General features: G+C 72.8%; 19 protein-coding genes. 11 read left to right on the top strand and 8 right to left on the bottom strand.

From position 1 onward, the window contains the following. Nucleotides 1-1,516 (top strand): TNT domain-containing protein (locus tag OFY01_RS03460; RefSeq protein ID WP_266596168.1); only part of this gene is annotated, 1,516 nt, incomplete at its 5' end. Continuing rightward, the gene (locus OFY01_RS03455) at nucleotides 1,513-2,283 is read left to right on the top strand and encodes a hypothetical protein (protein WP_266596167.1); all 771 of its coding nucleotides are present in this window, start codon (nucleotides 1,513-1,515) and stop codon (nucleotides 2,281-2,283) included. The genes OFY01_RS03460 and OFY01_RS03455, both read left to right, overlap by 4 nt. A gap of 144 nt (nucleotides 2,284-2,427) precedes the next feature. Here the strand turns inward: OFY01_RS03455 and pucL are convergent, their stop codons facing one another. Then, nucleotides 2,428-3,363, bottom strand: coding sequence for a factor-independent urate hydroxylase (pucL, locus tag OFY01_RS03450; protein WP_266596165.1), 936 nt, complete (start codon nucleotides 3,361-3,363; stop codon nucleotides 2,428-2,430). A 391-nt stretch (nucleotides 3,364-3,754) separates the two neighbouring features. On the opposite strand from pucL, the gene OFY01_RS03445 reads away from it, so the two are divergent. Further along, nucleotides 3,755-4,219, top strand: coding sequence for a hypothetical protein (locus OFY01_RS03445; RefSeq protein ID WP_266596164.1), 465 nt, complete (start codon nucleotides 3,755-3,757; stop codon nucleotides 4,217-4,219). 38 nt (nucleotides 4,220-4,257) lie between these two features. Here OFY01_RS03445 and OFY01_RS03440 read toward each other — a convergent pair whose 3' ends face one another. The 3 genes from OFY01_RS03440 to OFY01_RS03430 form a co-directional block, all read right to left on the bottom strand. After that, nucleotides 4,258-4,731 (bottom strand): MarR family winged helix-turn-helix transcriptional regulator, encoded by a 474-nt coding sequence (locus OFY01_RS03440; RefSeq protein WP_266596162.1) that lies wholly within the window; start codon nucleotides 4,729-4,731, stop codon nucleotides 4,258-4,260. A gap of 108 nt (nucleotides 4,732-4,839) precedes the next feature. Further along, nucleotides 4,840-6,324, bottom strand: coding sequence for an MFS transporter (locus OFY01_RS03435; RefSeq protein ID WP_266596160.1), 1,485 nt, complete (start codon nucleotides 6,322-6,324; stop codon nucleotides 4,840-4,842). A 44-nt stretch (nucleotides 6,325-6,368) separates the two neighbouring features. Continuing rightward, nucleotides 6,369-7,121 (bottom strand): potassium channel family protein, encoded by a 753-nt coding sequence (locus tag OFY01_RS03430; RefSeq protein WP_266596158.1) that lies wholly within the window; start codon nucleotides 7,119-7,121, stop codon nucleotides 6,369-6,371. A gap of 68 nt (nucleotides 7,122-7,189) precedes the next feature. On the opposite strand from OFY01_RS03430, the gene OFY01_RS03425 reads away from it, so the two are divergent. The 3 genes from OFY01_RS03425 (at nucleotide 7,190) to OFY01_RS03415 (ending at nucleotide 9,383) form a co-directional block, all read left to right on the top strand. Then, entirely contained in the window at nucleotides 7,190-8,437 is a 1,248-nt protein-coding gene (locus tag OFY01_RS03425) for a cation:proton antiporter (protein ID WP_266596156.1), read from the top strand. Between the two features lie 49 nt (nucleotides 8,438-8,486). Continuing rightward, entirely contained in the window at nucleotides 8,487-8,933 is a 447-nt protein-coding gene (locus OFY01_RS03420) for a DUF6325 family protein (RefSeq protein ID WP_266596154.1), read from the top strand. A gap of 201 nt (nucleotides 8,934-9,134) precedes the next feature. Next, nucleotides 9,135-9,383, top strand: a complete 249-nt coding sequence (locus tag OFY01_RS03415; RefSeq protein ID WP_266596152.1) for an SHOCT domain-containing protein — start codon at nucleotides 9,135-9,137, stop codon at nucleotides 9,381-9,383. Here the strand turns inward: OFY01_RS03415 and OFY01_RS03410 are convergent. After that, nucleotides 9,373-10,443, bottom strand: a complete 1,071-nt coding sequence (locus OFY01_RS03410) for a BUD32 family EKC/KEOPS complex subunit (protein ID WP_407700270.1) — start codon at nucleotides 10,441-10,443, stop codon at nucleotides 9,373-9,375. The genes OFY01_RS03415 and OFY01_RS03410 overlap by 11 nt on opposite strands. Before the next feature lie 73 nt (nucleotides 10,444-10,516). Here OFY01_RS03410 and OFY01_RS03405 point away from each other — a divergent pair, with 73 nt between their 5' ends. Together OFY01_RS03405 and OFY01_RS03400 are read left to right on the top strand one after the other, a co-directional pair. Further along, complete coding sequence (locus tag OFY01_RS03405; protein ID WP_266596148.1) at nucleotides 10,517-11,158, top strand: TetR/AcrR family transcriptional regulator; 642 nt, start codon at nucleotides 10,517-10,519, stop codon at nucleotides 11,156-11,158. An 8-nt stretch (nucleotides 11,159-11,166) separates the two neighbouring features. Beyond that, the gene (locus OFY01_RS03400; protein WP_266596146.1) at nucleotides 11,167-12,855 is read left to right on the top strand and encodes an acyl-CoA dehydrogenase family protein; all 1,689 of its coding nucleotides are present in this window, start codon (nucleotides 11,167-11,169) and stop codon (nucleotides 12,853-12,855) included. 187 nt (nucleotides 12,856-13,042) lie between these two features. On the opposite strand, the gene OFY01_RS03395 is transcribed toward OFY01_RS03400, so the two are convergent. Together OFY01_RS03395 and OFY01_RS03390 are read right to left on the bottom strand one after the other, a co-directional pair. Beyond that, nucleotides 13,043-14,065, bottom strand: coding sequence for a DUF389 domain-containing protein (locus tag OFY01_RS03395; RefSeq protein ID WP_266596144.1), 1,023 nt, complete (start codon nucleotides 14,063-14,065; stop codon nucleotides 13,043-13,045). 3 nt (nucleotides 14,066-14,068) lie between these two features. Further along, nucleotides 14,069-15,073 carry a S8 family peptidase gene (locus OFY01_RS03390; protein ID WP_266596142.1) on the bottom strand — a complete coding sequence of 335 codons (1,005 nt, stop codon included), beginning with the start codon at nucleotides 15,071-15,073 and terminating at the stop codon, nucleotides 14,069-14,071. A 225-nt stretch (nucleotides 15,074-15,298) separates the two neighbouring features. Here OFY01_RS03390 and OFY01_RS03385 point away from each other — a divergent pair, with 225 nt between their 5' ends. Then, nucleotides 15,299-16,678, top strand: a complete 1,380-nt coding sequence (locus OFY01_RS03385) for a chloride channel protein (protein WP_266596140.1) — start codon at nucleotides 15,299-15,301, stop codon at nucleotides 16,676-16,678. On the opposite strand, the gene OFY01_RS32350 is transcribed toward OFY01_RS03385, so the two are convergent. Further along, entirely contained in the window at nucleotides 16,662-16,859 is a 198-nt protein-coding gene (locus OFY01_RS32350; protein ID WP_323135470.1) for a hypothetical protein, read from the bottom strand. The genes OFY01_RS03385 and OFY01_RS32350 overlap by 17 nt on opposite strands. 225 nt (nucleotides 16,860-17,084) lie before the next feature. Here OFY01_RS32350 and sigJ point away from each other — a divergent pair, with 225 nt between their 5' ends. Both sigJ and OFY01_RS03370 read left to right on the top strand, forming a co-directional pair. Next, the gene (gene sigJ / locus OFY01_RS03375) at nucleotides 17,085-18,032 is read left to right on the top strand and encodes an RNA polymerase sigma factor SigJ (protein WP_266596138.1); all 948 of its coding nucleotides are present in this window, start codon (nucleotides 17,085-17,087) and stop codon (nucleotides 18,030-18,032) included. Nucleotides 18,033-18,206: 174 nt separating this feature from the next. Next, nucleotides 18,207-19,429 (top strand): NAD(P)/FAD-dependent oxidoreductase (locus OFY01_RS03370; protein ID WP_266596136.1); only part of this gene is annotated, 1,223 nt, incomplete at its 3' end.

Here is a 19,429-nt window from a genome sequence, read left to right as displayed (position 1 = left end):
CAGCGCCGCCCAGGCCCTGGCCAGCGCGGACCGGGCCCGTCAGTACGCGGACCAGACCGAGGCCACCGACGCCTCGGCCCGCCGGTACGCGGACCAGGCCGCCGCCTCCCAGGCCCTGGCCGAGTCCGCCGCTGCCGCCGCCCAAGGCGACGCCACGGCGGCCCGTTCCGCCGCCACCGCAGCCGACTCCGACGCGACGGCGGCCCAGCAGGCCGCCACCACCGCAGAGGCGGCCGCGACCGCGGCGCGCAAGGCCGCGGCCCAGGCCGACAAGGACGCCACGGCGGCCGCCACGGCCGCCAAGGACGCCCTGAAGCAGGCCCGGCAGGCTCAGGCCGCCGCGACCAAGGCCGAGGAGAGCCAGGACACCACCGCCATCGCCAAGGGCGTGAGCACCGGAGTCCCGCACACCTTCGCCATGGCCCGCACGTCCCTGGTCTCCGCCAAGCCGACCGGCAAGTGCCAGTACCAGGAGTACAGCTCCGACTACTGCAAGCAGACGTTCACGCTCGTCTACAACGTGACCGTCGACTTCTTCTACTGTGCCGACCTGGTCGCCCCGGCCACCCCGTCGGGTTGCCCCGCCGCCGACAGCTTCCTCGTCGGCAGCAAGACCGTGCAGCAGAGCAAGACCGTCACCAAGGAGGTCGAGGACCCCTCCCTCGCGGCGCTGGACGCCGTGGCCAAGTCCCTGTGGGACGGTTTCAAGGCCGACGTCGACAAGTGCGTCCTCGGCGGCAGCGTCGGACACTGTGCGCTCGCCGCCTCGGTCCTGATCCCGCCGTCCAAGGTGATCGACGGCTTTCACGCTCTGCAGGCCCTGGACATGGCCCTGCGCACCGGCACCGGCATCGCCGACGCCTACAAGGGGCTCAAGGCCGTCGACCTGTCGGAGCAGACCGCCGCGGTCCTCAACACCATCGTCGAGGCGCAGAACTCCTACGGCGGACTCGTCAAGCAACTCGCCGCCCAGGGCAAGCTCCTGCCGTCGGTCAGCGGCCTGTCTCCGGACGTGATGGCGCTGCTGCACGGCTACCAGCCGTACGGCGACCTCACCCCGGCCGAGTTCGTCGGCAAGTACTGGGACAAGAGCGCGGACTCCTGGGACTGGAGCACGGCCCTGGACGATCCCAGCGGCGCCGTCGCCGGCACCGAGCACACCGTCTGGCCCAAGGCGGGCGAGAGGTGGGACCGGTTCGGCGGCGAGAAGGGCCAGTGGCTCGCACCGGAGGGCACCGCCTACGCCGAACGGTCGCTGCCCCCGGAGAACCTGCACCAGGGATACCACCGGTATGTGTGGGTCAAGGACTGGACGCCGGAGACGGCCGCCCAGTACGTGAAGGGCGGCAAACTGGCCAGCGGCGACATCACGGCCAGCAAGGTCTCGCCCGGCTTCGGCCAGCCGGGCATGGGGACCCAGTTCAAGCTCCCGGGAAACTGGCGGCAGGATGGAGAGGCGACCATGAACGTCCAGTGGCTGTTGGACCACCACTTCATCAAGGACCTCGACCGATGAACCTCACCGAGCTGCGGCCCGCGCTGCGTGCCGCCGGCGTCGACGACGGCGCGTACCGGCTGGAGGGCGAGAGCCGTCGCCCGTCGCCCGACTACGACGAGGGCGTGCGGCTGGTGGAGGTTCTCGGGAGCTGGGAGGTCGTCGGCGGTGCGGAAGTCACCTACGGGTTTTCCACAACCCTGCGCACGTTCGACTCCGAGGAGGAGGCGTGCGAGGTGTTCTACCGGGAGATGACCCGCCCGGACGGTGCGCCGTTCGCTGCGGAGAAGGCGGCGTGGAAGGCCGAACGTGAGCGTCACTGGAAGGAGGAAGAGGAGGCGGCGGCCCGGGAGTGGCCCACACGTGGTCCTGTGCGTGCGTACTGGCGGCGGGTGTGGGCCGAGCGAGAGGCGGCCGGGCAGCCTGCCATGACCGTGCGCGAGCTGCGCGAGGTTCTGCGTGACCCCGAGCTGCGCCTGGGCGGCCGCTGGCATTTCGGCGGCTTCGATGAGGCGCTGGGGCGCAGTTGGGGGGACGAGCAGCAGATCGCGGCGCCGCTGCCTGACGGGACGTGGTGGCTGGCCTGGACCGGTGAGCGTGGCAGCGGCCCGTTCTTCACCGCGGTCGGTCTGAGCGAGGCCGAGGCATGCAAGTACATCTTCGATCACGCCACGAGGACCCGGGCCAACACACGGCCCACCGAAGCCCAGTGGCGTGCCGAGATCGAAGCCTCGCGGTGGAACGCCGAGAACCGCCCCCTCCCGCCCTGGCCGCGCCCGACGCCCTGACCGTCCCGACGGTCGCGCTCCGCCCGGCCGCGCTTCGCGCGCGGTCGTCGGCGGGGGCCGGGTGACTGAACGACGGCCACCGGGCCCGCACCCCTCGCCGGGGCGCGGGCCCGGTGGTGTGTCCGGGGCGGGCGGGCGGGCGGATCAGCCCGTGACCCAGTCGCTCGTCGCGATGACCGGGCTCACGCCGTCGCGGTGGACCGTGCCCTCGATGAGGCCGTACATCCGGTCGGCGGCGTAGTACACCTCGTTGTCGTTCTTGAGCCCGAACGGGTCCAGGTCGACGAGGAAGTGGTGCTTGTTCGGCAGGTTGAGGCGGACCTCGTTGACCGTCGGGCAGCCGTCCAGGACCCGCTCGGCCATCTGGTTGAGCGTCTGCTGGAGCGAGTAGCTGTACGTGTCGGCGAACGCCTCCAACAGTCGGCGCTTGACGTCCTTGTACGACCGGTCCCAGTCGAAGTCCTCGTCCCCGGACGCCACGACGGAGTGCGCCCAGCGGCCGGTGACCTTGGTCGCCAGGATGCGGTCGTGGGCCTCCTTGAGGGTCGTGTACTTGTCCTTGAGGAAGCCGTGGAACTCGGAGTTCGTCGAGTTCAGCACGGTCAGCTCCTTCAGGCCGGAGATGACCTCGAGCCGGCCGCTGTTGCCGCCGTACGTGACCTGCGCGGTGCGCACCTCCTGCCCGCTGCGGACGAAGGAGTGCTGGTCGCGGCGGGTCGGCACCGGGATGCGGTCCCAGGCGTACTCCTCGACGCGGATCTGCGCCTCGTGGATGGGGGCCTGGGAGTGCACGAAGTGCTTGGCGAGGCGGATGGCGAACGCCTCGGGCGAGTCGATGCCGTGTTCCTTGGCGAAGGCGAACACCGTGTTCTTCGTGGTGTCGGTCGGCAGGCAGTTGGCGTTGTCGCCGGTCAGGTGGACGTCGCGGTACTCGCCGCGCAGCGCGACCGACACGTTCAGGTCGCGGATCTCGTGCCAGGAGCCGTCGTTGCCGGTGCGCGTGATCTTGACGACGCGGTTCTCGGCCTTGCCGTACTGGTTCTGGCCGAGGACGTAGCGGTTGCCCGTGTTGCTGCTCATGGTGGTTCTCCTGCGGGTACGCGGATACAAGATCCCGTACGCCCGGCGTCCAGTGCCGTCCGTACGTCCGTACCTGCTGTACGTGCCGTACCTGGCACTCCCCGCCGTTCGGCCTCGCGCCCCGGGCCGCCCCGGGACTGACGAGCATCCCGGTCCGTAGGTGTGGCTGGATTCCAGCACGGCGCGGCGGCTCGACGCAATGGGTGGGGCGGAAGTGTGCGTATCGCCTCATGGGGGGTCTTTGTCCGGGTTCGGCGGCAGTGGCGCGTCCCGCCTGCCGCCATGCCTCAGGTTTCGCTCAACCCTTCGGACGCTGACGGCGGTCGGCGCTAGGGTCGCTCGACAAGAGAAGAATGAGCCGGGCCGTGAAGCCTGGCACGGGGGAGAACTCATGCGCGGAAAGCAACTGGCCGTACTGCCAGTCGTCGTCCTCCTGGCCGCCGCCGGGTGCGGGGGAGCGGGAAAGCCGACCACTGCGACGGCTCCTGTGGTCAGTCCGTCGAAATCGGTGACGGTGTCCGACCCGGATCATCCCGACAGTGGAAAGAAGACGCCCGGTCACCTCGGCCCCGGGGCGGTCAAGCTGCCTGTTGCCGTCGACCGGATCGCCGAACTGGGCGTTCGCTACGACTGTCTCGGGCCTGGCGGTGTCACGGTCACCAGTGGAACGGGCATGCGGGCCGAGGTCGCCGGCTGCGACGACAGTGCCACGTACGGCGCCAGTACCAAGGCGAAGGATTTGCACGGGAGGCGACTCGCGGACCGGGTCACCGTGACGGTCGGCAAGCGCACGAGGTGGCGCATGTCCGTGGACATCACCACCAAGGACGGCGTGAAGCAGACCGTCCACGGCTGAGTCGCGTGCGCGCTGCTGGTCGTTGCCGCGGGGGCCGACTACGTCTCGTCGTCGAGCGGTTCGCCGAGGTTCTCGGCGAGTTGGAAGAGGGCGGGCAGGGCGCCCGTGATGGCGGCGCGGGCGTCGTCGTCGAGGGCGTCGAGCGCTCCGGCGAGGCGGCGCTCGTGCGCGGCGGTCCAGGCGGCGAGCTGGTCGCGGCCGGAGTCGGTGAGGGTGACGACGGAGGCGCGGCGGTCGGCGGGGTCGACGCCGCGGGCGACGAGCCCGGCGTTGATCATCTGGCCGATGAGCCCGCTGACCGTGCTGGGCGCGAGGCGCTGGCGCGCGGCGAGGTCGCTGACGCGGCTGGGGGAGTGCTTGCCGAGTACTTGCAGCAGCTCGACCTGCGCCATGGGAAGCGTCTCCCACGGGTAGTCGGTGCGGATGGAGGCACGCAGCGCGCGGCGCAGCCGGGTCACGGCCTCGGTGAGCCGCCGGGCGTCGGGACCGTCGGGGCGGGGCTGCGCAGACATGGCGTCAGGGTAGCCGGGGCGTATCGGAGTGCGGACGGCTGTCCGCACCCTGGATGGAGAGGGGCGGCGGGCCGGAGGGGCGGCGAGGTGGAGGGCCGGTGGGCCGGATCAGCGTGACAGCCGCTCCCGCCGTCCCGTACTCAGCCACGCCGACACCACCGCCACCCCTGAAGCCGCCACGAGCATGGCCGCCGCCCACCGCGCCCCGGTCGTCACGTCGCCGGGGCCGCTCCCCGCCAGATGCAGCGCCAGGGTCACCAGGGCCACGCCGAGTGCCGTGCCGAGGCCCCGCGTCATGTTGACGAGTCCGCCCCCCGTGCCCGAGGAGCACGCGGGGATCGAGCCCATGATCATCGTGTTGTTGGCCGGGGTGAAGGTGCCGAGCCCGAGCCCGGCCGCCGCGAGCACCGGCACGAGCCCGCCCACGGTCAGCGGTACGACCACCAGCGCCCCCATGGCGAGGGCGAACACCGAGGCCCCGGTCAGGCACCGCCCCCGGTCGCCCAGGGAGCGCGGCAGCATCCGGTCCCCGCCGGTCGCGGCCACCGCGAACCCGGCGGGCAGCGCGGTGAGCGCGAGCCCCGCCGTCAGCTCGCCGGACCCGCCGGCGGTCAGTACGACGGGCACGAGCACCAGCGGGCCGAACAGCACCAGATACCCGCTCATGGCGCCCACGAGCCCGTACGCCACCGCCCGCACCCGCAGCAGCGCCAGGTCGAGCAGGGGCGCGGCGGCCCGCCGCTGTCGCCGCACGAACCCGACGGCCGCCGCCGCGCTCACCGCGAAGAGCGCGCCCACGCCCCATCCGGGCACGGGAAGCCCGGACGCGGCGGAGACGCCGAGCAGAAGGCCGGTGGTGGCCACGGCCAGCAGTCCGAGCCCGGCCCGGTCGAAGTCGGAGACGCTCGTACGGGCCCGGGTGCGCGGCAGGAGGTAGTGGCCGCCGACGAGAGCGACGACGCCCACCGGCACGTTCACCCAGAACACCCACGGCCAGCCGAGGGTGGACACCAGGGCGCCGCCCACGGTCGGCCCGAGGGCGAGTCCGAGCGCCTGCGCGGCGGCCTGTACGCCGAGGGCGGCCCGCATCCGTTCGCGCGGCGCGCTGGTGGTCACGAGGGCCACGCTGTTGGACTGCATCATGGCCGCGCCGGCCGCTTGCAGCACCCGGAACCCGACCAGCGCGCCCAGCGACCAGGCGAGGCCGCAGGCGGCGGAGGCGAGCGTGAACACCGCGAAGCCGTACAGGTACATGAGCTTGCGCCCGTACGCGTCGGCGAGTCGTCCGGCCGGGACGAGGAGCGCGACGAGCGTGAGCAGGTAGGCGAGGGAGACCCACTCGACGGCGGCGAGGGAGGTGTGGAAGTCGTCGCGCAGGCTGCCGTAGGTGAGCGTCACGATGCTCGCGTCGAGCTGCCCCATGAACGCGCCGAAGCAGACGGTCCCGACCGCGAGCCACCACGCGTCGGGCCGCGAGCGCACGGCGTCGGGCCGGGCGCGCTCGACCGTGAGGAGGCGGAGCAGGCCGGGCCGTCGGGGCGCGTCGGACTGCCGCCGATGGGACGACTCGCGCGGTGTCATGTCGGTGGCCATGCCCCTCACGATACATCGGACACCGAACTATTCGGCCCCCGTAGCTATTTTCGGTGCAACAGCCTGCCGCGCAGGTGCTGTGAGAGCGCGGTGGCCCCGGCGGTGAGGAAGACGAAGCTGTAAAGGATCTGGACGACGGCCACCAGGCGTGCCGACTGCCCGCTCGGCGTGATGTCCCCGTAGCCGACCGTGGCGAGCGTGACGAGGGTGAAGTACAACGCGTCGACGCGCGTGCGCAGCCCGACGAACTCGCCGGGACTGCGCGCGAGGACGTAGTACGCGGCCGAGAACAGCAGCACCGTCAGGCACATCAGTCCGGCGATGTTCCACCCGACGGGACCGGCGCGGCCGCGGCCCGTGAGCACGTACCTGACCTGCGCGAGCAGCCCCGCCGCGACGAGCCCGAGCGCGGCGCCGAGCACCAGCCAGCTCAGCAGCGGCCGGCGCGCCCCGAACGCGTGCAGCGGAAGCACGAAGTACGCGGCGGTCGCCACGGCCGCGCCCGCCGCGAGGAGAGCGGGCCGGTGCCACCGGAAGGCCCGCGCCCCGCCGTGCCCCTCGGCCCGGTCGCCGCTTTGCTCGCCGCTTTGCATGCCACCGTGCCGCTCGGCCCGGCCGTGGCTTTGCTTGCCGCCGTGGCCCTCGGTCTGGTCGCCGCTTTGCTTGCCGCCGTGCCGCTCGGCCCGGTCGCGGCTTTGCTCGCCGCCGTGCTCACCGTTTCGTTCGCCGCTCCGCTCGCGGCCTGGTTCGCCGCCCGGTTCGCCGCCCGGTTCGCCGCCTGGTTCGGTACCGCTCACCCCGACACCGTCACCCGTACAGCCCGCCCGCGCATGCGCGAGGCGCCCGTACGGCGGAACGTCGGGTCATGGGGCAGGCGGCGACACTCATCCTGATCATGGCGGTCGCCGTACTGGCGCCGCTGCTCGCCCACGCGGTCCGCCACCGCGCGGGGCTGCGCGTGCCCGTCGTCATCTTCGAGATCGTCCTCGGCATCGTCATCGGCCCGGACGCGCTCGGCCTGGCGAAGACGGGTGACGTGATCGACGCCCTCTCCCACCTCGGCCTGTCGATGCTGATCTTCCTGGCGGGTTACGAGATCCGGTTCGACGCCATCCGCGGTGACACGCTGCGCCGTTCGGTGTCGGCCTGGCTGATCTCGCTCGCCCTCGGCCTGGGCGTGGCGCTGGCCCTGACCGGCGCGGACCTCGCCCGTACGGTCATCGTCGGCACGGCGCTGACCAGTACGGCGCTCGGCACGGTGCTGCCCATCCTGCGGGACAGCGGCGACCTGGAGGGCCGGTTCGGCATGGTGGCGACGGCGTTCGGGGCGGCGGGGGAGTTCGGCCCGATCATCGCGATGGCGGTGCTGCTCAGCGGACGCGACCCCGGGGTCTCGACGGTCGTCCTCATGGTGTTCGCCGCGATCACGGCGGGCGCGGTCTTCTGGGCGCTGCGCCCGCGGCCGCCGTGGTTCAGCCACCTGATCCGGACGACGCTGCACACGAGCGCGCAGTTCGCGGTGCGGTTCGTGATGCTGCTGCTCGTCGCGATGCTGGCGCTGTCGGAGGTGTTCGACCTGGACGTGCTGCTCGGCGCCTTCGCCGCCGGGATGCTGACGCGGCTCGTGCTCCAGGGCGCGGCCCCGGAGAGCAGCGACGAGGTCCTGGCCAAGGTGGAGGCGATGGGCTTCGGCTTCCTCGTCCCGCTCTTCTACATCGTGACCGGCATCCAGTTCGACCTGAAGGCGCTGCTTGAGGGCGGCCGTTCGCTGTTCCTGCTCCCGGTGTTCCTGGTGCTGTTCCTGGCCGTACGGGGCCTGCCGGCGTACGCCCTGGCCCCCCGCGACCTCACCGGGCCAAGCCGCCGAGCCCTGACGGTCTACTCCTCCACGTGCCTGCCGCTGGTCGTCGCCATCACGACGATCGGCCTGGACGAGGGCACGGTGCGGCAGGGGGAGGCGGCGGCGCTGGTGGGGGCGGCGATGATCTCGGTGCTGGTGTTCCCGCTGGTGGGGATGCGCTTGCGGGCGTCGGTGTCGGCGACGGCGGCGACGGCGGCGGGGGCGGGGCCCGAGCAAGGGGAAGAGGAGGAGCAGGACACGGAGACTTGGTGACCTTATGATCGGTTTTGACCGGAACGCGCTTCATAGGAGGTGGCCCCACGTGCCCAGTGCCAGCGGCCTCAACGCCGACACCCTCGGCCCGGTCGACGTCGCGGTGGTCGCCTTCGAGGGCAACCGGTTCAACGGCGACATCGCCCCCGCCCTGCGCGAACTGCAGAAGAACGGCACCGTACGCATCCTGGACCTCAGCTTCGTACGGAAGTCGGCGGACGGCACGGTCGAGATGGTGGAACTGGGCGACGAGCCGGCGTCGGAAGCCTTCCAGCAGGTCGTCGAGGCGCAGTTCGACCTGCTCAGCGACGACGACCTGAAGGCGGTGGCGGCCGAACTCCCCGCCGACTCGTCGGCGCTAGTCGTGGCCTGGGAGAACACGTGGGCGGCGCGCCTTGCGACGGCGGTGCGGCAGTCACAGGGCGAGGTACGCCTGCTGGAACGCGTGCCGCGCGAGGCGGTGGTGGCGGCGGTGGCGGCGCTGAACACCGACTAGCCGAACACCGAACACCGAACACCGAATAGCCGAAGAGCCGAAGAGCCGACCACTGAAGAGCCGAGCTGCGAAGAGCCGAAGAGCCGAAGAGCCGAAGAGCCGAAGAGCCGAGCTGCGAAGAGCCGACACCGAGCAGCCGAAAGAACCGCAAGTGGAAGAGCCGTCTACGGACGAGCCGCACACGGAAGAGAGAGGAACGGCATGCCTCGACGCATCGGCCGCCCCGGCCTCCTTGGCACCGTAGTCCGCACGGCGGTCATCTCCGGTACGGCGACGGCCGTCGGCAGCCGTGTGGAGCGCGGCATGGCCCGCCGCGACGTGGAACGCGAGGCGACGGACCGCCCGATGGACCGCGTCTCCCAGCTCAAGGCGCTCGCCGACCTGAAGGGTCAAGGTCTCCTGACGGAAGAGGAGTTCGCCGCGGAGAAGGCGCACATCCTCAACTCGTGAGCGACGCGCTGTCGCCGAGAGCCCGCCGCACCGCCGCCGCCGGAAAGGGCGTCGTCCTGCTCTGGTGGAGCAGCCGACGGTGAAAGTCGTCGAGAACGACGGCGTGCCGGACGTGCCGCTCGACCAGCGCGCCGATCTCGGGCGGAACGCCGTCGGGCCGCCGCCCCCGCGCCCATTCCCGCAGAAACGCCCCGTGCTCGCGCCCGCCCCGCACGTCCTCGGGCAGGTGGTGGCGGAGCAGATGACTGGGCGCGTAGCTCCGGTCGTACACGAGGTGGCCGGCCAGGAACGCCCGCTCGCGCGCGCAGAGTTCGAAGTCGCGGCTCGACGCGAGACCGAAGTCGGCGAAGTACACGCGGTGGCCGTCGGTGAGAAGGTTGTGGAAGTGCGTGTCGAAGTGCACCATCCCGCGCGCGCTCATGAACTCGGTCCCGCGTACCAGCTCGTCCTCGACCCACGCACACCCGCGGGCCCACGCCCCGGCGTCGGCGCCGCAAGCCGTACGAAGATCACCGAGCCAGTCGGCGAGTGTCCGCGGGAGGTGTTCGAGGAAGAGCACCAGACTGAAGGAGGACCCGCCGATGGCCTCCAGGCGCCGCCGCACGCTCGGTGACCCGTCCCAGTGCGCGACGGCTCCCTCGACGCCCCCGAACTCGTCGACGAAACCGTCCGGCGGGGTGTCGGGCAACACCCGCCAGTGGTGGAGCAACGGAAACCCGGCCCAGGCCCCCTCCAGCACCCACCCGGTCGTCAGCGCGTGAGCGGCCAGCTCGCGCCAGGCACCGAAACCGGCGGACCCCACCCCGTACTGGTAGTGCGGCGGCAGCCCGAACAGGTTGGCGGTCGACCGCAGCCACCGGGGCCGCAGCTCGACATCGGTCAACGGCACCCGCTTGACGAAGACCCGTACGCCGCCCACGTCCAGCTCCCCGGACCGTCCACCGATCCCGGCGCCCGCCGTCGGCGCGCCCGCCACGGCATCCGCCAGCCGCCGGTCGCTCAGCAGGGACAGCCGGGACCCGACGGCCGCGTGGGCGGCGACACGCGCAGTGTGCTTCATGCCGGGCATTGTCGGCCGTCCGGTGCGGGCCCGCCCATGGCGTGAAGGGATGAATGATGGTTCACTTCTTGTCGTGGCCTACCGCAAGACACCCGCAGAGCTCAGCCGTCTCGAAGCCGCCCGTGAGCGCCTGGTCGCCTGTGCGACCACCGTCGTGGCGGAGGTCGGCTGGGCGCAGGCGTCCGTGACCGCCGTGGCCGACGCGGCGGGCATCGCGGCCGGGTCGGTGTACCAGCACTTCCCGTCCAAGGCCGCGCTCGCCGTCGAGGTGTTCCGGCGGGCCGCCGGGCGGGAGGTGGAGGTGCTCGGGCAGGTGGTGCACGGGAGCGGTGACCCCGTCGAGCGGCTGGAGAGCGCGGTGCGGGTGTTCGCCCGGCGCGCACTGGAGAACCGTGGTCTCGCCCACGCCCTGCTCGCCGCCCCCGCCGAACCGGCCGTCGGTGCCGAGCGGCTCGTGTTCCGGCGCCGCTACCGGGAGCTGTTCGCCGAGGTCGTCCGCGAGGGCATGGCCGCCGGTCTGCTGCCGCCGCAGGACGGGGAGATCACCGCCGCCGCGCTCACCGGCGCCGTGGGCGAGGTGCTGGTCGACCCGCTCGCCGCGCACGACGCCGACGCCACCGACGTACTCCTGGCCGAACTCACCGCCATGGCCCTGCGCTGCGCGGGCGCCCGGCCCGGCCGACGTCCCTCCGCCCGCTCTCCCCGTACCCCGTAGGAGGCACCATGCCCCGCACAGGCCCCGGCTCCGGCTCCGGCTTCGTCACGCACGAAGTCACCAACCAGGCCCCGCCGTTGACCGGCCACGACCCCGCCGACGACGCCGTGCTCCTGGACGGCGTGCGCCGCGAGGGAGCCGCCTGGCACCTCGACGACCTGCACGCCTTCGGGCGGTACGCCGGCGGCGAGGAGGCGCGCGCCTGGGCCGAGCAGGCCAACCGCCACGAGCCGGAGCTGCGCACCCACGACCGGTACGGCAACCGCGTCGACGAGGTCGACTTCCACCCGGCCTACCACTCGCTGATGACCGCCACCGTGGGCGCGGGCGCCGCCGGTTCCGCCTGGGCGGACGAACGGCCCGGCGCGCACGTGGCGCGCGCCGCGACGTTCATGGTGGCCACCATGGTCGAGCAGGGCCACATGTGTCCGGTCTCCATGACGTACGCCGTCGTCCCCGCCCTGCGCCACTCCCCCGAGCTGGCCAAGACGTACGAGCCGCTGCTCACCAGCCGCACCTACGATCCCGGCCTGCGCACCCCCGCCGACAAGCGCGGGCTGCTCGCGGGGATGGGCATGACCGAGAAGCAGGGCGGCACCGATGTGCGGGCCAACACGACGTCCGCGACCGAACTCGCCGACGGGACCTGGCGGTTGCGCGGGCACAAGTGGTTCACCAGTGCCCCGATGAACGACGTCTTCCTGGTCCTCGCGCAGGCGGCCCCCGGCAGGGGAGAAGGGGGCCTGTCCTGCTTCCTGGTGCCGCGCGTCCTGCCCGACGGCAGCCGCAACACGTTCCGCATCCAGCGGCTCAAGGACAAGCTCGGCAACCGTTCCAACGCCAGCAGCGAGCCCGAGTTCGACGACACCGTGGCGTGGCTCGTCGGGGCGCAGGGCAAGGGCGTACGGACCATCATCGAGATGGTGACGATGACCCGGCTCGACTGCGTACTCGGCTCCGCCGGGCACATGCGGGAGGCTCTCGCCCAGGCCGCGCACCACACCCGGCACCGCTCGGTCTTCGGCGCCAAGCTCGTCGACCAGCCGCTGATGCGCAACGTCCTGGCCGACCTGGGTCTGGAGTCCGAGGCCGCCACGACGCTCGCCCTGCGTCTCGCCGGTGCCGCCGACCGGGCCCAGCGCGGCGACGCCGGTGAGCGGGCGTTCCTGCGGCTGGCCACCGCCGTCTCCAAGTACTGGGTGTGCAAGCGGCAACCCGCTTTCGTCGCCGAGGCGTTGGAGTGTCTGGGCGGGAACGGCTACGACGAGGCGTCGGGCATGCCCCGGCTGTACCGGGAAGCGCCGCTCAACGGCATCTGGGAGGGCTCGGGGAACGTCAACGCCCTCGACCTGCTGCGCGCCCTGGCCCGCGAACCCGAGTCCCTGGAAGCGTTCCGTACGGAGGTGGAGGCGGCGGGCGGCGCGGACGCGCGGCTCGACGCCGCCTGGCGGGAGCTGCGAGGCGAGCTCACGGAGCTCGCCCGCGCCGACGACGCCCCGCTGCGGGCCCGCCGCGTCATCGAGCGGGCGGCGCTGGTGCTGCAAGGTTCGCTGCTCGTGCGGCATGCGCCGGCCGCCGTCGCGGACACGTTCTGCGCGACGCGGCTCGCCGGTGACCAGGGGCTGGCTTTCGGCACGTTGCCGCCCGCGACGGATTTCGCCGCGCTGCTGGAGCGGTTGCCCGCGCAGGCGCCGTAGGGCCCGCGCCTTCGTCGGCGGGCGCGGGCCGGTGGCCCGGCCTCGCGCCCACGCGACGGAGCCGCGAGTCGGCACAGTCCCGGGCCGCTGAGGCATGCGGCTTCGCCGTGCCTTCCCCGATGAGGTGCGCACGAAGTGCCCGCACCTCAGGGGCGCGGTGAACCACGCGCCCGGCCACGACGGCGGGTCAGCCGAAGCTCGGTTCCCGTACCGTGCACGTCGTCCCGCCCGCCGGGCACCAGTGCGTGCGCCCGCCCACCAGGTGGAGCTCAAGGTCGGCGTCGGCCATGCCGCCCCGGTCGAGCGCGGCGCGCAGCGCGGTCGGGGCGGGCTGCGGCGGCAGGCCGAGGACGCCGACGACCACGACTCCGTCGCGGGCCTCCACCGACGCGATCTGCCAGTTGCCCGCCGACGCCCACTTCTGCGCGACCGGGCGGGCGTCGGCGGCCAGTACGCGGTCACGGGTGACGGAGATCGTGCCGGTCGTCAGCGGTACGGCGACCAGCACCACCACCACGCCGACCGCGACGAGCGTGCTGCCGTGGAAGCGGCCCACCGCGTACCCGGAGCCCTGGGCCGCCGCCCGGAGCCCGTACACCAGGAACACCACCGTGCCGGTCGCCACGATCGCGGCGACGTTCGTCGCGAACAGCAGCGCCGACTCGCTCGCGTCGTGGTACCGGCCGACGGTGAGCAGCAGCCCCGTCACCGAGAGCGGCGGCACCAGCGAGATGGCGATGGCGACGCCGGGCAGCGCGTCGGAGATGTCGGAGCGCACCAGCGCGAACGCGCCCACCGTGCCCGTCGCCAGGGCGGCCAGCAGGTCGATGAGGCGCGGGCTGATCCGCGAGGCGACCTGGCTGTTGGAGGCGAAGTCGTCGGGCGGCGCGGCGATCCAGCCGAGCACCATGCCGACCGCGATCACCGCCAGCGCCCCGCCGAGCACGAGCAGCGCGCACCGCACCACCTGCGAGCGGTCGGCGAGGACGAGCGCGAGGGCGCTGCCGAGGATCGGTGTCATCAGCGGCGCGACGATCATCGCGCCGATGACCGTCGCCGTCGAGTCGCCGACGACTCCGGCGCTCGCGATGACCGACGCGAGGACGAGCAGGCCCCAGAAGCGGGTGGAGCTGGGGGAGCCCGGGTCCCGTTCGATGAACAGCGCGCCGGTCATCCGGTGGACCGTGGCCGTGTCGACGCTCCCCGCCATCGCTCAGCCGTCCTCGCCGGCCTTGTTCACCGCCGCCTGCGCGTCCACCACGCCCAGGCCCAGGCGCGGGCGGCTGCGGGGATTCTTCGCGGTGTCCCGGATGTCCTTGATGATGTCGTCCGGCTTCACGCCCTCGTGGTGCAGGAGAGCGGCGATCGCCGACACGTACGGGGCCGCCATCGACGTGCCGTCGAGCTCGCCGTAGCCGGAGGTGTTGCCGTCCTTCTCCGTCAGCGCGACCGGGTACGTGGGAAGGGTGGAGAGGATGCCGACCCCCGGCGCCGAAACGGCGTTCTGCGCGCCGAAGTTGCTGAAGGAAGCCGGGTTGCCGTTCTGGTCGCTGGCGTTGACGACGACGACCGGGGTGCCGATCTTGTACGGCTGGGTGCGGGAGCTGTCGTTACCGGCCGCCGCGACGACGACCGCGCCCTTGTCGTGGGCGTGCTGGATGGCCTGGTTGAGGATGCCGCCCCGCAGCAGGTTCGACATCAACGGGCCCTCGCCGAGGGACAGGTTGATGACGTCGGCGCCGTGGTCGGCCGCCCACACGATGCCCTTGGTGATGTCCGCCTTGCTGCCGGTGCCGTCCGCGCCCATGACCCGTACGGGCATGATTTTCGCCCCCGGCGCCCCGCCCGCGATGCCGACGCCGTTGTCGGTGTGGGCGGCGGCGATCCCGGCGACGTGGGTGCCGTGACCGTACTCGTCGTTCGGCTTGTCGTCGTGGTCGACGAAGTCGTAACCGGCGACGAGACGGCCCTTGAGGTCCGGGTGGTCGAGGTCAACGCCGCTGTCGACGATCGCGATGACCGTGTCGTCGCCCTTCGACCGGCCCCAGGCGCCGGGGAGCTTCAGCGACGTCAGCGCCCATTGCCGGCCGCGCATCGGGTCGGGCCTGCCCCCGCTCCCGCCCCCGCCGTCGTCGCCGCACGCGGTCGCGAGACCGGTGAGCAGGGCGACGGCGGCGAGGGCGGCGCGGGTACGGGCGGTTCGAGCGGTACGGATCAAGTCGGCTCTCCCTCGGGTTGGCGGACAACGGCGCGAGGAGACGGGGGACGATCTCGGTGCACCGTCGCCCCGCCTCCCCGCGCCTCGCACCGTGCTGTCCTCAGGGGACCGTGCGGGCGGGTACGCGGCCATCGGGGTGGGCCGTACGGGTGATGCCGGTGCGAACGCCCCCGTTCGGCGCAGTGCCGCGCGCGGCGCCGGGGGCGTACGGCGTTGGATGGCGGCATGGCCGCGAACGAGTCAGAGCCGGTCCCCCCGGCCTCTCCGGAGATCGCCCCGGTCCGGCTCCTCCTCAGCGGCCGCTACCTGCGCGTGCTCGTGCTGACCGTGCTCATCGGCGTGCCCATCGCGCTCGCGTGCTTCTTCTTCGTCGGGTTCCAGCACTGGCTCGAACACGGGATCTGGACGGTCCTGCCCAGGGACCTCGGGCACGACGAGGCGCCCTGGTGGTGGCCGCTGCCCACGCTGGCGCTCGCCGGACTGCTGATCGGGCAGGTCGTGGTCCGGATGCCGGGCCACGGCGGGCACCTGCCGGTCGACGGGCTCGGCGGGGCGCCGCTGGGCCCCGTCGAGCTGCCCGGCGTCGTCCTGGCGTCCCTGTCGGGGCTGCCGTTCGGTGTCGTGCTCGGTCCCGAGGGGCCGCTCATGGCGCTCGGCAGCGGGCTCGCGCTGTTCGGGGCGCAGCGGGTCGGCGCGGCGGCGGCCCGCGATCCACGGACCGTGCACGTCGTCGCGACCGCCGGTTCCACCGCCGCGATCTCCACGATCCTCGGCGGCCCGCTGGTGGCGGCGGTGCTCATCGTGGAGGTGGCCGGTCTGGCCGGGGCACGCCTGGCCCTGCTGCTTCTGCCGTGCCTGGCCGCGAGCGCGGCGGGCGCGCTCGTCTTCACCGGGTTCGGCCGCTGGACGGGCCTGACGATCGGCGGCCTGGGCCTTCCGACGGTGCCGCCCAGCACCACCCCCGACGTGGGCGACTTCCTGTGGGGCATCCCGCTCGCCGTGCTCATCGCGGCGGCCATCACCCTCGTACGGCGACTCGGACGCGTCACCGCGCGCTGGACGTACCACGACGACCACGGCCCCGCCACGATGCTCCGCACGCTGGGGTGCGCCGTGGCGGTGGGCGTCTGCCTCGCCGCGTACGGGCTGCTCACCGGGCGTACGCCGGAGGAGGCCGCGCTCTCGGGGCAGGCGATGCTCGGCGACCTCGCCGCGCATCCGGGGGCCCGGTCGGTGGCGGTGCTGCTCGCCCTCGTCCTCTGCAAGGGGCTCGCCTGGGCCGTGTGTCTGGGCAGCATGCGCGGCGGCCCGGTCTTCCCCGCCCTCCTGCTCGGCTCGGCCACGGCCCTGGCCTGCGCCGCCCTGCCGGGTCTCGGAGCGACTCCGGCCCTGGCCCTCGGCCTCTCCGCCGCCGCGGCGTCCGTCCTCGGCCTGCCGCTGTGCGGGGCGATCCTGGCGGCGCTGCTGCTCGGCAAGGACGCGCACGACCAGATGCCGCTCATCGTGCTCGCGGCGGTCGCCGCGCATCTGACGACGCTGGCCGTCCAGCACGGGTGGCCGGGTCGGAACCGCGCGGTGGCGACGGACGTCAGGCGGCGTCGGTAGCGGGCAGTTCGCAGGGGCAGGGCACGAACCCGAGGCCCAGCTCGCCGTCGACGGCGGCGCTCGTACGGGTGGTGAACCGGCCGTGGAACGGTTCGAGCGTGTCCTGGATACGCTCCAAGTACTCGACGATGTCGGGATGGTGGCGGCGTTCGCGAAGATGGGCGAATCCCAACGCGGGCATGGCTGAAACGTAGTCACACGGGAGCGTGACGCGCGATTACCCCGGCGGTAGCGGGCGCATCCTTGGTTACGCTGGCTTGCGGGGGGCCGCGCTCTCCGTGAGGATTCAGCGCGAATGATCAAGCGCGTACTGGAGGAACGTCATGGGCAGCACTCCGGATCCGACCGACGCCCGCAGCGCCCTCGGCGGCTTCGTGCGCGCGGTGGCGAACGGCGTGTCCCGGGCATGCTGACAGAGGCCGACATCGACCGGTTCGAGGCGGCGCGCCCCCGGCTCGAAGCCATCGCCTACCGGCTGCTCGGGTCGGCGAGCGAGGCGGAGGACGCCGCGCAGGAGACGTTTCTGCGCTGGCAGGCCGCCGAGGTGGACCGCATCGACGTGCCCGAGGCGTGGCTGACCAAGGTGCTCACCAACTTGTGCCTCAACCAGCTCACTTCGGCCCGCGCCCGCCGCGAGACGTACGTGGGGCAGTGGCTGCCCGAGCCGCTGGTCGAGGGCGACCCGATGCTCGGCCCCGCGGACACGGCCGAGCAGCGCGAGTCGGTCTCGTACGCCGTCATGACCCTGCTGGAACGGCTGACGCCGAGCGAGCGGGCGGTGTACGTGCTGCGCGAGGCGTTCGCGTACTCGCACCGGGAGATCGCCGAGATCCTCGACCTGTCGGAGTCCGCGAGCCAGCAGATCTTCCACCGGGCGAAGAAGCATGTCGCGGTCGGCAAGGCGCGTACGGACGTCGACGAGGTGGCCGCCCGCCGCGTCGTCGACGAGTTCCTGGCGGCGGCCACCAGCGGCCGGACCGAACCGCTCGTGGCGCTGCTCACGCAGGACGCCATCGCGGTCGGCGACGGCGGTGGGAAGGTCCCGGCGCGGACGAAGGCGTTCGAGGGCATCCGGGCGGTGGCCACGTTCATGCGGGGCCTGTTCCTGCCCGGCAGGGCCAAGCGCGACCTCGTCGGGGAGTCCGTCGAGCTGTACGCCACGACCGCCAACAGCGAACCGGCCGTCGTGGCGGTCGCGGACGGCCGGGTCGTCACCATCATGTGCCTGCAAGTGGGCCCCGACGGCATCGCCGCGATCCGCAGCCAGGCCAACCCCGACAAGCTGGAGCGGGTGACGCGGCGGTGGGCGGGGGACGGCGGCGACCGTGGGGAGCCGCTGGTCGTCAGGTTCTGAGCGACACGTGCTGAGCAGCGCGCCGTGTGAATTGGTTCACACGGCGCGTACTCGTGTCAGGAAACGGCTCGCTGCCCGGTTCAAGAGGCGTACGCGGAAGCGAAGAGTCAGATTGGTCGGACGGGAAGAACACGTCGGGCCGGTCGGCTGGTCGGTCGAGTCAGGAGTACGGACATGCAGGACACGCGGCATCGCATCATCGTTCTCGGCGCCGGCTACACGGGTGCCGTCGCGGCCGGACGCATCGCCAAGCGGCTGCGCCGCGAGGACGTCGCCATCACCCTCGTCAACGCCGAGCCCGACTTCGTGGAGCGCGTCCGTATGCACCAGCTCGCGGCCGGGCAGGAGCTGAAGACCCGGCCGTTCGAGCGGATGTTCGCCGGCACGGGTGTGGAGGTGCGGCTCGCGCGGGTCACGGCGGTGGACGTGGACCGCAAGACGGTCACGGTCACGCGGACCGGGGCGGACGCGGCCGACGCCCGTACGGAGCTGTCGTACGACACGCTCGTCTACGCCCTCGGCAGCCAGTGGGCCGACCACGGCGTCCCGGGTGTCGCCGAGCACGCCCACGAGGTCGCGAGCCGCCCCGGAGCGCTGCGGCTGCGCGAGCGGCTCGCGGGGCTGCGGGCCGGGGAGCCCGTCGTCGTGGTCGGCGGCGGCCTGACCGGTATCGAGGCCGCCACGGAGATCGCCGAGGCGCGCCCCGATCTGGACGTCGCCCTGGTCGTGCGGGGCGCGTTCGGTGACTGGCTCTCCGACAAGGGCCGCGCCCACCTGCGCGGGGCCGCCGACCGGCTCGGCATCACGGTGCACGAGAACACCGAGGTCACCGAGGTCGGCGCGGACCGGATCCGCACGGCCCGGACCACCGGCACGGACGGTGACGGCGCCGAGGCTCCCGTGTCCGCCTCCGTCCCGGCCGCGGTCACCGTGTGGACGACCGGGTTCGCGGTCCACCCGGTCGCGAAGGCCACCACGCTGGAGGTCACGGAGACCGGGCAGATCGCGGTCGACCGCACGATGCGCTCGCGCTCCCACCCGGACGTGTACGCGATCGGCGACGCGGCCTTCGCGATCGGTGACGCCGACAAGCCGCTGCGCATGTCGTGCGCCTCGGGCGTCCCGATGGCCTGGCAGGCCGCCGACGCGCTCGCCGCCCGGCTGAGCGGAACCAAGGTGCCGACGGTGGGTCTGCGCTACTTCCACCAGTGCATCTCGCTGGGCCGCGGGGACGGGCTCATCCAGTACGTCACCGCGGACGACACCGCCGTGCGCTCGGCCCTGACCGGGCGGACCGCCGCGCTCTACAAGGAGCTGATCTGCAAGGCCGCGGCCTGGAGCGTCGCCCATCCGACCCTCGGGATGCCGGCCCGGCGGCGCGGCGCGGCGCGGCAGCC

Origin of the sequence: Streptomyces beihaiensis, from assembly GCF_026274175.1 — a bacterium.
GTDB lineage: Bacteria > Actinomycetota > Actinomycetes > Streptomycetales > Streptomycetaceae > Streptomyces > Streptomyces beihaiensis.
Note: the sequence above shows the minus strand (reverse complement) of the source record. Positions and strands in the feature narration are given on the sequence as shown.

What these genes read in the sequence shown, in the direction of transcription:
- OFY01_RS03415 (WP_266596152.1), top strand. Translation starts at nt 9,135, where the DNA reads ATGCCTCGACGCATCGGCCGCCCCGGCCTCCTTGGCACCGTAGTCCGC.
- OFY01_RS03435 (WP_266596160.1), bottom strand. Translation starts at nt 6,324, where the DNA reads ATGGCCACCGACATGACACCGCGCGAGTCGTCCCATCGGCGGCAGTCC.
- pucL (WP_266596165.1), bottom strand. Translation starts at nt 3,363, where the DNA reads ATGAGCAGCAACACGGGCAACCGCTACGTCCTCGGCCAGAACCAGTAC.
- OFY01_RS03455 (WP_266596167.1), top strand. Translation starts at nt 1,513, where the DNA reads ATGAACCTCACCGAGCTGCGGCCCGCGCTGCGTGCCGCCGGCGTCGAC.
- OFY01_RS03425 (WP_266596156.1), top strand. Translation starts at nt 7,190, where the DNA reads ATGGGGCAGGCGGCGACACTCATCCTGATCATGGCGGTCGCCGTACTG.
- OFY01_RS03445 (WP_266596164.1), top strand. Translation starts at nt 3,755, where the DNA reads ATGCGCGGAAAGCAACTGGCCGTACTGCCAGTCGTCGTCCTCCTGGCC.
- OFY01_RS03385 (WP_266596140.1), top strand. Translation starts at nt 15,299, where the DNA reads ATGGCCGCGAACGAGTCAGAGCCGGTCCCCCCGGCCTCTCCGGAGATC.
- OFY01_RS03440 (WP_266596162.1), bottom strand. Translation starts at nt 4,731, where the DNA reads ATGTCTGCGCAGCCCCGCCCCGACGGTCCCGACGCCCGGCGGCTCACC.
- OFY01_RS32350 (WP_323135470.1), bottom strand. Translation starts at nt 16,859, where the DNA reads ATGCCCGCGTTGGGATTCGCCCATCTTCGCGAACGCCGCCACCATCCC.
- OFY01_RS03400 (WP_266596146.1), top strand. Translation starts at nt 11,167, where the DNA reads ATGCCCCGCACAGGCCCCGGCTCCGGCTCCGGCTTCGTCACGCACGAA.
- OFY01_RS03410 (WP_407700270.1), bottom strand. Translation starts at nt 10,443, where the DNA reads ATGAAGCACACTGCGCGTGTCGCCGCCCACGCGGCCGTCGGGTCCCGG.
- OFY01_RS03395 (WP_266596144.1), bottom strand. Translation starts at nt 14,065, where the DNA reads ATGGCGGGGAGCGTCGACACGGCCACGGTCCACCGGATGACCGGCGCG.
- sigJ (WP_266596138.1), top strand. Translation starts at nt 17,085, where the DNA reads ATGCTGACAGAGGCCGACATCGACCGGTTCGAGGCGGCGCGCCCCCGG.